This is a genomic window from Bradyrhizobium sp. P5_C11_2, assembly GCF_054049755.1.
The window spans coordinates 1-12,981 of record NZ_JBFULT010000169.1; the positions used below are offsets into that span (position 1 = coordinate 1).

Below are 12,981 nucleotides of genomic sequence, written 5' to 3' on the forward strand. Positions count from 1 at the left end.
TCGAGCGGTCGATCACCGTGACTTCGGCGCCAAGGCCCGCCGCCATGCGCGCGGCCTGGGTTCCCACCACGCCGCCGCCGAGCACGACCACGCGCGCCGGCTGCACGCCGGGCACGCCGCCCAGAAGCAAGCCGCGGCCGCCGGCCGACCGCTTGAGCGCGGCGCCGGCGGCCTCGATGGCGAGGCGGCCGGCGACTTCGCTCATCGGCGCCAGCAGGGGGAGGTGACCGTCCGCGTCGGTGACGGTTTCATAGGCGATCGCGGTGCAACCGGAGGCGAGCAAGCCCTTGGCCTGTTCGGGATCCGGCGCGAGATGGAGATAGGTGAACAGGATCTGGCTTTCGCGAAGCTGAGCCCATTCGCTGCGCTGCGGCTCCTTCACCTTCACGATCATCTCGCAGTTGGCGAAGACGTCGCGGGCGGTCCCGGCGATCGCGGCCCCTGCGCGCCGATAGACCTCATCGGAGGCGCCGATGCCGCTGCCGGCGCCGGTCTCGACCGTCACCTGGTGCCCGGCCGCAACATATTCGCGGACGGCGCCCGGGGTGAGCCCGACGCGATATTCCTGCACCTTGATTTCCTTGGGCACACCGACGCGCATCCCGGGCTCCTTCCAACGTTCCGATTCACAACGTCATGGTAGCGACGGGTGAGGTTTGGTTTCGTGCAAATATCCGCTAGGTTCGGCCTCCCCGCGCCGGTTTCGGGCGCGCAAACGCCCTTTCACGCTGGAAACGAAACCTTGGCCCTCGACCGGAAAGATCTCGCCATCCTTGCGGAACTCACGACCAATGCACGGGCCAGCCACACCGAGCTTGCCAACAAGGTCGGCTTGTCCAGCACGGCGCTGGCGCGGCGGCAAAAGGCGCTGGAGGACGACGGCTACATCCAGGCCTACCAGGCCGCGCTCGACCTCAGGCAGTTCGGCCTCACCACGACGGTGCTGGTGCGCATCGCGCTGGAGAGCCAGAGCGACGAGGCGCTGAAGGCGTTCGAGGTGGAGGTGGTGAAGTGCCCCTCCGTGGTGCGCTGCTTCCTGATGTCGGGCACCGACGACTACATCCTGATCGTGCTCGCCCGCGACATCCAGGACTTCGAGCGCATCCACCGCACCGAACTGTCGCGCCTGCCGCGCGTGGCGCGGGTGCAATCGAGCTTCGCGCTGCGCGAGATCGTCAACCGCGCCGTGCCGACCGTGGTGTTCGGCGAGGCGAAGCGCTGACCGCAGTCCGGGGACAGTAGAGCCCGTCGGGAACCAAGCGAGCGGTCGTCAGTTGGGCGCTATTGGCCAGCAGAGGCGACACGCCCTCGCGTCAGCACGCCTGACCTCTCCGCCCGGCTCCGTCGCAAGGAATAAGACATGGCCCAAGACACGGCCCAAGACACGGCCCAAGACTTGGCCCAAGACTCGGCCGATGCCACGCATCAGATCGCCGAACGCATTCCGATCGATCTCGTCGTCAATGGCGTCAGGCGCACGCTCGACCTGGTGCCCTGGACCACGCTCCTGGATGCCTTGCGTGACCATCTCGGGCTGACCGGCACCAAGAAGGGCTGCGATCACGGCCAATGCGGCGCCTGCACCGTGCTGGTGGATGGCCGCCGCGTCAATTCCTGCCTGACGCTGGCCGTCATGAAGGACGGCGCCGAGATCACGACCGTCGAAGGCCTCGCCAGCGACGGCACGCTGCATCCCCTGCAACAGGCCTTCATCGATCACGACGCCTTCCAGTGCGGCTATTGCACATCGGGCCAGATATGTTCGGCGGCCGGCCTCTTGGCCGAAGGCCGCGCCGGCGACGCCGACGAGATCCGGGAACTGATGAGTGGAAATCTCTGCCGCTGCGGCGCCTATCCGAACATCGTCGCCGCCATCCAGCAGGCAATGGGCCGGCCATGAACAACTTCCAGTACTCCCGCGCCACCGACGTTGCCGACGCGATCCGGCTGCTGGCCGCCGATCCCGGAGCTAAACTAATTGCCGGCGGGACCAACCTGATCGACCTGATGAAGGAGAATGTCGAGCGCCCCTCCCGCCTGATCGACATTTCCCGCCTGCCGCTGCGCAAGGTCGAGGAGACGGGCGACGGCGGCCTGCGCATCGGTGCCTTGGTGCCGAATTCGGACCTCGCCTACCATCCGTTGATCGAGCAGCGCTATCCCCTGCTCGCAAGCGCCATCCTGGCGGGTGCCTCGGCGCAGTTGCGTAACATGGCCTCGGTCGGCGGCAATCTGATGCAGCGAACGCGTTGCGCCTACTTCTATGACACCGCGACGCCGTGCAACAAGCGAACTCCCGGCAGCGGCTGCTCGGCGATCGACGGCCTCAACCGCAATCATGCGATCCTGGGCACGAGCGCCGCCTGCATCGCGACCAACCCGTCCGACATGAGCGTGGCGCTGGCCGCGCTCGGCGCGCTTGTGCACATCGCGGGCCGCTCCGGCGAGCGCACCATCGCCCTGACCGATTTCCATCGACTTCCCGGCGACACGCCTCACGTCGATACCAATCTCGGCCCCGGCGAAATCATCACGGCGATCGAACTGCCGCCACGCGGTTTTGCCGAGAACTACAGCTATCTGAAGATCCGCGACCGGCTGTCCTATGCCTTCGCCCTGGTCTCGGTTGCAGCTGCGCTCGAGATGGAGGGCAACGCGATCAGCGAAGCACGCGTGGCGCTTGGCGGCGTGGCTCACAAGCCCTGGCGCAGCCGCGAAGCCGAAGCGGCGCTGCGCGGCCAGGCCGCGACGCCGGAGCATTTCTCGCGCGCTGCCAATCTCCTGCTGCAGGGAGCAACGGCCCGGTCGCATAACGGCTTCAAGATCGAGCTCGCGCGCCGCGCCATCGTGCGGACGCTGACGCAGGCCGCGAGCGCCACGCCGCAATCCCAGGCTCACAAGAAGATCGCGTGAGGGACCGATGAACGCCTATGTCGGAACACCAACGTCCCGCGTCGACGGCCGGGCCAAGGTCACCGGCGCCGCCAAATATGCCGGCGAATTTCCGGCCGACGGCCTCGTCCATGGTTTCGTCGTCGCTTCCACCATTCCAAGCGGGCGCATTGCCCGCCTCGACCCCGCCGAGGCGCTGAAGGTGAAGGGTGTGCTCGACGTGTTCACGCATGCCAACCGCCCGCCACTCGCAGACAACGACGAGGCCTGGAAGGACGAGGTGGCGCCCGAGCAAGGCTCGCCTTTCCGTCCACTGTATGACGACACGATCAAGTTCAACGGCCAGCCGATCGCACTGGTCGTGGCCGAGAATTGGGAAACCGCAAAATTCGCCGCGACCCTGGTGCGCGTCGAATACCAGGAGGACCAGGCGTTTGCGACCGATCTCGAAGCCGAGCGCAGCAAGGCCGCCGAGGTGGAGAAGCCGCACAAGCCGCGCGGTGATGCTCCAGCGGCGCTTGCCGGGGCTGCCGTGCGGCACGAAGCGGACTATTTCATTCCGACCGAGCATCACAACCCGATGGAGCTGTTCGCGACCACGGCGGTCTGGAACGGGGACGGCAGGCTCACGGTCTACGACAAGACGCAGGGCGTCCAGAACGTCCAAAAGTTTCTCTGCGGCGTCTTCGACAAGAAGCCGGATGATATCCGCGTGGTCTCGCCCTATGTCGGCGGCGCCTTCGGTTCAGGCTTGCGGCCGCAATATCAGGTGGTGCTGGCAACGCTTGGTGCGCTCGCGCTGAAGCGGTCCGTTCGCGTCGTGCTGACGCGGCAGCAGATGTATGGACTCGGGTACAGGCCGGCGACCATCGAACGCATCGGGCTCGGCGCGAAGTCCGACGGCACGCTCGACGCCGTCACGCACGAGGCCACCGCCATCACCTCACGCTACGAGGATTTCTCGCGCAACGACGCCGGCTGGGCCGACCAGCTCTACCGAAGCCCGAACACGCGCCTCGCGCACAAGCTCGTCCGCCTCGACGTCTCCACCCCCTGCGACATGCGCGCGCCAGGGGCCGCTTCCGGCGTCTGCGCGCTCGAATGCGCCATGGACGAGCTGGCCGTCGCGCTCAAGCTCGATCCCGTCGAGCTGCGGCTGAAGTGCTATTCGGACCGCGACCAGAGTGAAGACCTGCCCTACACCAGCAAGCAACTGCGCGAATGCTACGCACGCGGCGCGGAGGCCTTCGGCTGGAGCCGGCGCAATCCTGCGCCGCGCTCCATGCGCGACGGCAAGGAGCTGGTCGGCTGGGGCATGGCGACGGGCGTGTGGGARGCGCTGCAGATGCCGGTCGCGGTGCGTATCGTGCTGACGTCGAACGGCCATGCCGAGGTGTCCTGCGCCGCGTCTGATATCGGCACCGGCACCTACACCATCGTGGCACAGGTGGCCGCCGACGCCCTCGGGCTGCCGATCGAGAATATCGACGTGAAGCTTGCCGACTCGGCCTTGCCGCAGGCCCCTGTCGAAGGCGGTTCCTGGATGGCGGCGTCGGCCGCGCACGCCGTGCTGGGCGCGGCCGACGACATTCGCCAGGAGCTCGCACGGCTCGCCAAGGCGATGCCCGCCTCGCCCCTCGGCGGCGTCGATGCGCCCGATGTGATCCTTGTCGATGGCACGATCGCCAGGGCCGCCGACAAGGCTCGTGCCGTCTCGATCGCCGACGCGATGCGTCACGGCAAGCTCGAGCGGATCGAGAAAGAGAAGCTCAATCATTTCTCGGAGGACAAGTCGCACGCGCGCAACACCCATTCGGCGGTCTTCGCCGAGGTCAAGGTTGACGAAGAACTGGGCGTCATCCGCGTCGCGCGTGTCGTGAGCGCCGTCGCAGCCGGCCGGATCATCAATACCAAGACCGGCCGCAGCCAGATCATGGGCGGCGTGGTCTGGGGCATCGGAATGGCGCTGCACGAGGAGACGGTGATGGATCACCGCTTCGGCCGGATCATGAACGCGAACATCGCCGAGTACCACATTCCCGTGAATGCCGACATTCACGACATCGACGTCATCTTCGTCGACGAACCCGACGACCGGATCAACAAGCTGGGCGTCAAGGGCATTGGCGAAATCGGCATCGTCGGCGTGCCTGCGGCGATCGCGAACGCGGTCTATCACGCCACCGGCAAGCGCATCCGGCGCTTCCCGATCACGCTGGACAAGTTGCTGGACTGATCTCCCGTTACCCGATCCCCGCTGGATCGGGCGGCTGTCATATAACTGTCATCGAAAGTGCAGAGACCTGCCAGTCTCTGTAGATTCGGGACACGACATGGACTATTTCAAGCGCTTCAACTTCCTGTTCGCCGCACCTGTGTTCGACGCCGACGACCTCGAGGGCGTCCGCTTCAACCAGATCATCGAGGAGATCCAGCGCTCCGGCTTCGAGGTGGTCCGGGCCCGCAAGCTTGAGGACGCCGAGATGGCGGTGCAGACCGACGCCGCTATCGGCTGCATGGTGGTGGACTGGGGCAAGAAGGGCCTGGAGGGCAAGACCTCGGCGCTGATCAATCTGATGCGGCGCCGCGGCCTCGACTTCCCGATCATCCTGCTGATCCGGCGCAAGCGGTTCGAGGATCTGCCGGTCGAGGTGCTCGATTTCATCGACGGCTATGTCTTCCTGTCCGAGGAGACGCCGACCTTCATCGCCAAGAACCTGATCAGCCGGCTGAAGCAATATGCCGAGACACTGAAGACGCCGTTCTTCGGCGCGCTGGTCGACTATGCCGAGGAAGGCAACCAGCTCTGGACCTGCCCCGGTCACAATGGCGGCGTGTTCTACAACCGCAGCCCGATCGGCCGCGTCTTCGTCGAGCATCTCGGCGAATCCGTGTTCCGCGACGATCTCGACAATTCCGTGCTCGACCTCGGCGACCTCCTCACTCATGAGGGCCCGGCGCTGAAGGCGCAGAAGGAAGCAGCGGCGATCTTCGGCGCGGAGAAGACCTATTTCGTGCTCAACGGCACCTCGACCTCGAACAAGGTCGCGCTCGGCGCGCTCGTCACCGACGGCGATCTCGTGCTGTTCGACCGCAACAACCACAAGGCCGCCCATCACGGCGCGCTGATGATCAATGGCGGCATCCCGATCTATGTGCCGACCATCCGCAACGCCTGGGGCCTGATCGGCCCGATGCGCTGGGACGCGCTCGACGAGAAAGCCTTGCGCGAGGCGATCCGCAATCATCCGCTGGTCGAGGACAAGGAGGCCTGGCGCAAGGAGCGGCCGTTCCGCGTCGCCGTGGTCGAGCAGTGCACCTATGACGGTTCGATCCACAGCGCCGAGATGATTTTGAAGCGCATCGGCCATCTCTGCGAGTACATCCTGTTCGACGAGGCCTGGGCCGGCTTCATGAAATTCCACCCGCTCTATGCCGGCCGCTTCGCCATGGGCCTCGCGAACCTCCCCCCGGAAGCGCCGGGCATCATTGCGACGCAGTCGACGCATAAGCAGCTCGCGAGTTTCTCGCAGGCCTCCCAGATCCACATCAAGGACCGTCACATCCGCGGCCAGAAGCGGCGCGTCGAGCACCGCCGCTTCAACGAGAGTTTTATGCAGCACGCATCCACGTCGCCATTCTATCCGCTGTTCGCCTCGCTCGACGTCGGCGCGCAGATGATGAAGGGCCGCTCCGGCGAGGTGCTGTGGGACGACACGATCCGCCTCGGCATCGAGCTGCGCAAGAAAATCCGGGCGATGCGCCGGGAGTTCGAGGAGAAGGAACAGAATCCGGACCGCCGCTGGTTCTTCGAGCCGTTCGTTCCCGATCGCGTCGCGATTCCCGACGTCAGCCGCCCCGGCGCTGCGCACAACGTCGCCTGGGAAACGCTCTCCACCGACGAGCTCGCCACCAATCCCGCCCTGTGGCAGCTCTCGCCCGACAGCACCTGGCATGGCTTTCCCGGCCTCGCGGAAGGCTTTGCCATGACCGATCCGAACAAACTGACGCTGCTCACACCCGGCTTCGACCGCACCACCGGCGCCTATGCCGAGCACGGCATCCCCGCCCCTGTGGTCGCGCAATATCTGCGCGAAAACCGCATCGTGCCCGAGAAGAACGACCTCAACTCGCTGCTCTTCCTGCTCACGCCCGGCGTCGAGGCGAGCAAGGCCGGCACGCTGATCTCCGGCCTCGTGGCGTTCAAGAGATTGCACGACGACAATGCGCTGCTGGCCGACGCGATTCCGGAATTCTATCAGCGGCGGCAGGCGCGCTATGCCGGCGTGCGGCTCYGCGACCTCTGCGGCGAGATGCACCGCTTCTTCCGCGCCGCCGACGTCAGCGCGCTGCAGGCCCGGCAATTCATGCCCGAGCACATGCCTGAGATTGCGATGTCGCCCCGTGATGCCGCGCGCTATCTGTTCAAGAACGACGTCGACTATTTGCCGATCGAGGCGATCGCGGGCCGCATCGCCACCACGCCCTTCGTGGTCTATCCGCCCGGCATCGCCACCATTGTTCCCGGCGAGCGGCTGACGGAACGGGCGAAGCCCATGGTCGATTATCTCAAGATGTTCGAGACCTGCTTCAATACGTTTCCGGGCTTCGATGTCGAAATCCAGGGCGTCTACAAGGAGATCGATGCGACCGGCCGCATCGGCCTCTACACTTACGTCGTTACCGAGTAGGTGCCGATGAACGAAACAGCCGCAATCCGCGCGGATGACGAGCCGGTCCTGGTCCGGCCCTCACGCGAAAGCGATATCGAAGCGATGCTGGCGATCTACCGCCATCACGTCCGCAATGGGGTGCCACGCGATGTCGAGGGAACCGGCGCGCCGGAGCCCGACGATCTGCGTGACCGGCGCAAGAATCTGAAGCAGACCCGCCTGCCGCATCTGGTCGCGACTTTTCGCGGCGAGGTCGTCGGCTATGCCTATGCGGTGCTGTTCCGCAAGCGCCCGGCCTATCGCTACACGGCCAAGCACTCGATCTATGTCCATCAGGAGCATCTCGGCCGCGGGATCGGACGGCTGCTGCTCCAGGAATTGATCGACACTTGTGCCGCGGCCGGCTTCCGCCAGATGATCGGCTACATCGATGCCGACAATGCGCCCTCACTGGCGCTGCACGAGAAGTTCGGCTTCGCGCGCGCCGGCCTGCTGTGCGGTGTCGCCTATCGCCACGGCCGCTGGTCCGACACCGTCATGGTGCAGCGCTCGCTCGGCGCAGGCACAACCGCGCCGCCGCCGGCGATGGCACCCGGCCGCTAGGCCTCAGGACGGAAAATCGGCCGGTCTGATCTGGATACGGTCGGCATGCAGCGACCAGTGGTGCAACGCCTGGTCCTTGCAGAACTTGGCCTTCGCGCGTTCCCTGGCTTCGTCCTCGTCGGCGGCGTCGATCTCGATCGCGCCCTGGCAGACCTCGATCTCCCGGCCGTACTGGCCGAGCACGTCCTTCATGAACTTGACGACATAAGTTGACATGGGGACCTCCCTGCTGCTCCGCCGGCACTCTAGTCCCATTTAGCCGGGACGGGGAAAGGAGATTTTGACGCGGATCAAAGTCGATGAGCCCGGCGGAAGATTCGTTGCGGAACCCGTTGTGGGCGTTTAAGCGGAAATGCGGGTTTCGGAGGCGGCCCAAGGCTTGCCCCCAGAACCAGAAATTGAGGCCGGCGCCGGCCTTCGCCAACGAGGATTTTGCCTTGCACTTTGTCTCCGACACCGACGTTACGAAGGTCCTGACATTCCCGATCCTCATTGCCGCCCTGGAAGAAGCGCATCGCCGGCCGAAGATGGAGGTTCTTGACGCCTTCCTCGGCAGCGAGACGGGGCAATACGTCATCCGCAGCGCGGTCGATCCCGGCCGCTACATGGCGAGCAAGATGTTCACCAGCTTTCCCGCCAATCTCGCGGAAGGGAAGATGCCGGCGGTGCAGGCCGTATGCGTGCTGTTCGACGGCACCAACGGACGGCCGCTGGCGGCGATGGATGGAACCGAGATCACGCACTGGCGCACTGCCGCCGACTCAGCGCTGGGCGCGAAACTTCTCGCTGCCCCCAATCCCGAAACGCTCCTTGTCGTCGGTGCCGGCGAAATGTCCGAGTGGCTGGTCCGGGGGCATCGAACAGTGCGGCCGTCGCTGCAACGGGTACTGATCTGGAACCGAAGCCCGGAACGGGCATCCGAGCTCGCCGGGCGGCTGGCGGCGGACGGCGTCAAGGCGGAAACAACCGCAGACCTCGACGCCGCGACGCGCGAGGCTGACATCATCACCACCTGCACCCGGTCGCACGCACCGCTGATCAAGGGACGAAATTTGCGGCCGGGGACGCATCTGGACCTGGTCGGCGGCTATACGCCGCAAACCCGCGAGGCGGATGACGACGCCGCAAAGCGGTCGCGCGTCTTCGTCGACAGGCGGGAATCCGCCTTCCATGGCGTCGGCGACATTCTGCAGCCGATCGCCAGCGGTGCGATCAGCGAGAAGGATGTCCTCGGCGACCTCTACGATCTCGCCGGCGGTCGCGTACAGGGGCGAACGTCACCGTCCGATGTCACGTTCTTCAAGAACGCAGGAGGCGGCCATCTCGACCTCATGACCTGCGAGGCCGTGTTCCAGCAACTCGGCGCAAAGCTGGGGTAGACGCGCTACCCCGACGTCACGCCGGTAGAGGCGGACGAGCCGGCATCGGCCATCACGCCTTGATATCGAGGAGTGTGTCTTCAGTCTCAGAGTAGGCTTCAATGACCTTCGCATTGGCAATGAAGCTGTACTTTGCGGTCGCAAGCTCAGCGAATTCGCTGACGAGATCGACATTGGGCGCGGCGACCAGACCGTCCTGGTTTGCGAAGGGAGCGCTCGGGTCGGATTGCACGGTATAGCTCGGCGAAACCGTCGACACGGTCGCGACCGTCCCGCCCGGCGTCGAGCCGCTCGATTGGGAGACCTGATCGACCCGCAACGGCACGTAGGCCGCCGGAAACGTCGGAGCAATGCCCGAACTGCCCGCACCGGCCGATGTGCTCGATCCGCCTGATGCAGGTAGCGGGCCGGTCGTGCTGATATTGGCGATATTGCTCGCGGCCACGCTCACGCGCAAACTCGCTGCAGAAAGTCCGGATGTCGCAATCGAAAATATGCTCATGGACCCTTATCTACAGGACAAGTCATACGTGTTCATTCACGCCATCAGTAAAATCCGCCGCTTTCTGTTTTCATCCTTGTAACCAACGATCGGAGCGCGATCAGACTTCGCGCGCTCCTACCCCGGCGTCACGCCAAAGGCCTGCTTGAAGCGCTCGGCATAGCGCGGCCAGACCTCGGGATTGATGATGCGCGGCGGGCGCTTGCCGTCGAGCGTGTCCAAAACCTGCTCGGCCGCGATCCGGCCCATGTTCCGGCGCGCCTCGATCGTCACGCCTGCGGTGTGCGGGCTCGCCAGCACGTTGTCGAGCTGGAGCAGCGGATGCTCCGGCGGCGGCGGCTCCTTGGACCAGACGTCGAGACCGGCGCCGGCGATGCGCTTGTCGCGCAGCGCCTGGAGCAGTGCGTCCTCGTCGTGGATGAAACCGCGCGCCGTGGTGATGAAGTAGGCGTGCGGCTGCATCAGCGCAAATTCGCGCACGCTGATCATGCCGCGGCTGCGCTTGTCGAGCGGACAGGAGATCGAGACGAAATCGGCGCGGCGCAAGAGCTCGTCGAGCTCGACCTTCTCCCCGCCCCGCTCGGCCATCACGTCGACCGTGAGGTACGGATCGTAGGCCAGCACCTTCATGCCGAGCAGCCCCTTGCAGAGCGCGGCGATGCGGCGGCCGACATTGCCAAGCCCGATGATGCCGACGGTCTTGCCCTCGACCTCGTTGCCGACGAGCTCATTGCGGTTGACGTCGCGCTCCCGGCGCAGGCGGCGGTCGGACTGGATGATGCGCTTGGACAGCGTCAGCATCATCGCCAGCGCATGCTCGGCGACCGAATGGGCGTTGCCGCCGGACTGGTTGACGACCAGCACGCCCGCGTCCGTGCAGGCCTCGACATCGACGGGGTCGAAGCCCGCGCCATTGCTGGAGACGAGCAGCAGGTTCGGCGTACGCTTCAGGAAGGCGGCATCGACATGGAAGTGCGGCGCGAGCTCGTCGCGGGCCGCGCCGATCTGGTAGACATGGGCGGCGCTGATGATCGGCGCATAGAAATCTTCGGGGCTCTCGTTCTCGATGCGATCGAGCCGGACGTCGGGCCGCGCCTTCAGGATGTCGATATAGATCGGATTGGCCAAATAATTGGAGTAGAAGACGCGCTTGCTGTTGACGGACATCAGGACCCTTCCGGCTCGCTCGAGGGAGATCCGCAAGGTCAGCGCGGCGCGCGCCCTCCCATGCCTCCCTCCCGCTTTTTCATTGTCGCCGCTTATGACATGGCGGTGCCGGCCACGGCAGGCCGTCTGGCGCAGATCAYGGTGCCGGCCGGGACATGTTGACAATCCCGCTCGCTCCGTCAAGTTCGGCAGACCGCCGCGACGGCCCAAGATCAAAAGCCAAGATCAAAGGCTCAAGACCAAGAAGCATGCGCGGCCCAAGGAAAGCCGCCAAGGGAGAACGCAATGGCGATTGCGGAGCAGCAGTCCTCGCCCCAGGCGACAGAAGCGTCCAGCGACGGGAGCTGGCACGGCATCGTCCTGCAAACCCTGAAGCGGAACGAGATCAGTCTCGTGCCTTACGTTCCCGACCGCGTGCTGACGCCCCTGATCAAGAACCTGCACGCCGATCCCTTCTTCACGACCTTTGCGACGGCCCGCGAGGAGGAAGCGGTCGGCATCGTCTCGGGCGCCTGGATGGGCGGACGGCGCGGCGCGGTGCTGATGCAGACCTCCGGCTTTGCCACGCTCGCCAACGTGCTCGCCTCGCTCGCGGTGCCCTACCAGATCCCGCTGATCATGTTCGTCTCCGAGCGCGGCACGCTCGGCGAATTCAATTACGGCCAGTCGCTGGTCTGCCGCACCATGCGCCCGGTGCTGGATTCGCTGGCGCTGGAGCATCACACCATCACCCGCCTCGACGAGCTCGAATTCATCGCCGACCGATCGATCAAGCAGGCCGTCACGACACAGGCTCCGGTGGCGCTGATCCTCAACCCGCTGCTCACGGGCGGCAAGGTTTTCGACAAGTGAGGCGGCCCCAATGAGTTCAGATATGGACACGCGCAACACCAAGGTGATGAACCGGTTCGACGTGACCTCGCGCCTGATCGCAAAACTCAAGCACGAGGAGGCGGTGATCGGCGGCATCGGCAACACCAATTTCGACCTCTGGGCCGCCGGCCACCGCCCGCAGAACTTCTACATGCTCGGCAGCATGGGCCTCGCCTTCCCGATTGCGCTCGGCGTGGCGCTGGCCCAGCCCGACCGCCGCGTCTTCGCGCTCGAGGGCGACGGCTCGCTGTTGATGCAGCTCGGCGCGCTCTCGACCATCGCGACCTTGACGCCGAAGAACCTTGTCATGATCGTGATGGACAACGGCATCTACCAGATCACCGGCGCGCAGCCGACACYGGCCGCGAACGTAGCCGACATCGTCGCCATCGCCGCAGGCTCCGGYCTTGCCAACAGCGCCTGGGCCGCGGACGAGGAGGATTTCGAGCGCCTGGTCGACGTAGCAATGTCTGCGTCCGAGCCGAGCCTGGTCGCAGTCCGCATCGACGACAAGCCCGGAATCGGCGCCACAAGGCGCGATCCCGTGCAGATCAGGGAGCGCTTCATGCACGGGCTCGGCGTGCGCGAACCCCTTTAACGTTTGGTCATTAACTACACGGCGATCTGATCCCGGCCCCGCAACAGCCTGTTGCAAATCCGTGCTATGCGGACCGGATGTCCATTTTGGTTCGTTCCTTTGCCTGGCTGCTCGCTGCCGCCGTCACTTTCGCGACCCTCGGGCCGCCCGGCCTGAGGCCGCATTCCGACCTCGGCCAGGACGGCGAACATGCGATCGCCTTCATCCTCGTTGGACTGGCCTTCGGCCTCGCCTATCCGCGGCGGCGCCTGGCGACCACAGCCGTTGCGGTGGTCCTGATCGGCCTACTCGAGC

General features: G+C 65.4%; 13 protein-coding genes and 1 pseudogene. 10 read left to right on the top strand and 4 right to left on the bottom strand.

Translation table 11 applies throughout. From position 1 onward, the window contains the following. Positions 1-601 (bottom strand): alanine dehydrogenase (locus tag ACXJL8_RS17680; protein WP_456685315.1); only part of this gene is annotated, 601 nt, incomplete at its 3' end. A gap of 141 nt (positions 602-742) precedes the next feature. Here ACXJL8_RS17680 and ACXJL8_RS17685 point away from each other — a divergent pair. From ACXJL8_RS17685 to ACXJL8_RS17710, 6 genes are all read left to right on the top strand, one after another. Then, a complete protein-coding gene (locus ACXJL8_RS17685; RefSeq protein ID WP_456622265.1) occupies positions 743-1,222 on the top strand; it encodes an Lrp/AsnC family transcriptional regulator in 480 nt (159 codons plus the stop codon). A 138-nt stretch (positions 1,223-1,360) separates the two neighbouring features. Then, positions 1,361-1,900: a (2Fe-2S)-binding protein gene (locus ACXJL8_RS17690; protein WP_456622264.1), complete on the top strand. Its 540-nt coding sequence runs from the start codon at positions 1,361-1,363 to the stop codon at positions 1,898-1,900. Beyond that, complete coding sequence (locus ACXJL8_RS17695) at positions 1,897-2,913, top strand: FAD binding domain-containing protein (protein ID WP_456622263.1); 1,017 nt, start codon at positions 1,897-1,899, stop codon at positions 2,911-2,913. Before ACXJL8_RS17690 ends, ACXJL8_RS17695 begins: the two co-directional genes overlap by 4 nt. Positions 2,914-2,920: 7 nt before the next feature. Continuing rightward, positions 2,921-5,128 carry a xanthine dehydrogenase family protein molybdopterin-binding subunit gene (locus tag ACXJL8_RS17700; protein ID WP_456622262.1) on the top strand — a complete coding sequence of 736 codons (2,208 nt, stop codon included), beginning with the start codon at positions 2,921-2,923 and terminating at the stop codon, positions 5,126-5,128. A 97-nt stretch (positions 5,129-5,225) separates the two neighbouring features. Continuing rightward, positions 5,226-7,583, top strand: a complete 2,358-nt coding sequence (locus tag ACXJL8_RS17705) for an Orn/Lys/Arg family decarboxylase (protein WP_456685316.1) — start codon at positions 5,226-5,228, stop codon at positions 7,581-7,583. Positions 7,584-7,589: 6 nt separating this feature from the next. Continuing rightward, entirely contained in the window at positions 7,590-8,168 is a 579-nt protein-coding gene (locus ACXJL8_RS17710; protein ID WP_456622260.1) for an N-acetyltransferase family protein, read from the top strand. A gap of 3 nt (positions 8,169-8,171) precedes the next feature. On the opposite strand, the gene ACXJL8_RS17715 is transcribed toward ACXJL8_RS17710, so the two are convergent. Then, positions 8,172-8,384 (bottom strand): hypothetical protein, encoded by a 213-nt coding sequence (locus ACXJL8_RS17715; protein WP_456622259.1) that lies wholly within the window; start codon positions 8,382-8,384, stop codon positions 8,172-8,174. A gap of 221 nt (positions 8,385-8,605) precedes the next feature. On the opposite strand from ACXJL8_RS17715, the gene ACXJL8_RS17720 reads away from it, so the two are divergent. Then, a complete protein-coding gene (locus ACXJL8_RS17720) occupies positions 8,606-9,547 on the top strand; it encodes an ornithine cyclodeaminase family protein (protein WP_456622258.1) in 942 nt (313 codons plus the stop codon). A 52-nt stretch (positions 9,548-9,599) separates the two neighbouring features. Here ACXJL8_RS17720 and ACXJL8_RS17725 read toward each other — a convergent pair whose 3' ends face one another. Together ACXJL8_RS17725 and ACXJL8_RS17730 are read right to left on the bottom strand one after the other, a co-directional pair. Next, positions 9,600-10,049, bottom strand: a complete 450-nt coding sequence (locus ACXJL8_RS17725) for a flagellar basal body rod protein FlgC (RefSeq protein ID WP_456622257.1) — start codon at positions 10,047-10,049, stop codon at positions 9,600-9,602. Between the two features lie 117 nt (positions 10,050-10,166). Beyond that, positions 10,167-11,216, bottom strand: coding sequence for a hydroxyacid dehydrogenase (locus ACXJL8_RS17730; RefSeq protein ID WP_456622256.1), 1,050 nt, complete (start codon positions 11,214-11,216; stop codon positions 10,167-10,169). A gap of 285 nt (positions 11,217-11,501) precedes the next feature. On the opposite strand from ACXJL8_RS17730, the gene ACXJL8_RS17735 reads away from it, so the two are divergent. The 3 genes and pseudogenes from ACXJL8_RS17735 to ACXJL8_RS17745 form a co-directional block, all read left to right on the top strand. Further along, complete coding sequence (locus ACXJL8_RS17735; RefSeq protein WP_456622255.1) at positions 11,502-12,068, top strand: thiamine pyrophosphate-binding protein; 567 nt, start codon at positions 11,502-11,504, stop codon at positions 12,066-12,068. A 10-nt stretch (positions 12,069-12,078) separates the two neighbouring features. Further along, positions 12,079-12,687 (top strand): thiamine pyrophosphate-dependent enzyme, encoded by a 609-nt coding sequence (locus ACXJL8_RS17740; RefSeq protein WP_456685317.1) that lies wholly within the window; start codon positions 12,079-12,081, stop codon positions 12,685-12,687. Between the two features lie 77 nt (positions 12,688-12,764). Beyond that, positions 12,765-12,981 (top strand): annotated as a pseudogene (locus tag ACXJL8_RS17745) (VanZ family protein); the annotation flags it as partial.

Excerpts from the sequence above, each read along its gene's own strand:
- ACXJL8_RS17715 (WP_456622259.1), bottom strand. The coding sequence starts at position 8,384 with ATGTCAACTTATGTCGTCAAGTTCATGAAGGACGTGCTCGGCCAGTAC.
- ACXJL8_RS17695 (WP_456622263.1), top strand. The coding sequence starts at position 1,897 with ATGAACAACTTCCAGTACTCCCGCGCCACCGACGTTGCCGACGCGATC.
- ACXJL8_RS17725 (WP_456622257.1), bottom strand. The coding sequence starts at position 10,049 with ATGAGCATATTTTCGATTGCGACATCCGGACTTTCTGCAGCGAGTTTG.
- ACXJL8_RS17690 (WP_456622264.1), top strand. The coding sequence starts at position 1,361 with ATGGCCCAAGACACGGCCCAAGACACGGCCCAAGACTTGGCCCAAGAC.
- ACXJL8_RS17710 (WP_456622260.1), top strand. The coding sequence starts at position 7,590 with ATGAACGAAACAGCCGCAATCCGCGCGGATGACGAGCCGGTCCTGGTC.
- ACXJL8_RS17735 (WP_456622255.1), top strand. The coding sequence starts at position 11,502 with ATGGCGATTGCGGAGCAGCAGTCCTCGCCCCAGGCGACAGAAGCGTCC.
- ACXJL8_RS17730 (WP_456622256.1), bottom strand. The coding sequence starts at position 11,216 with ATGTCCGTCAACAGCAAGCGCGTCTTCTACTCCAATTATTTGGCCAAT.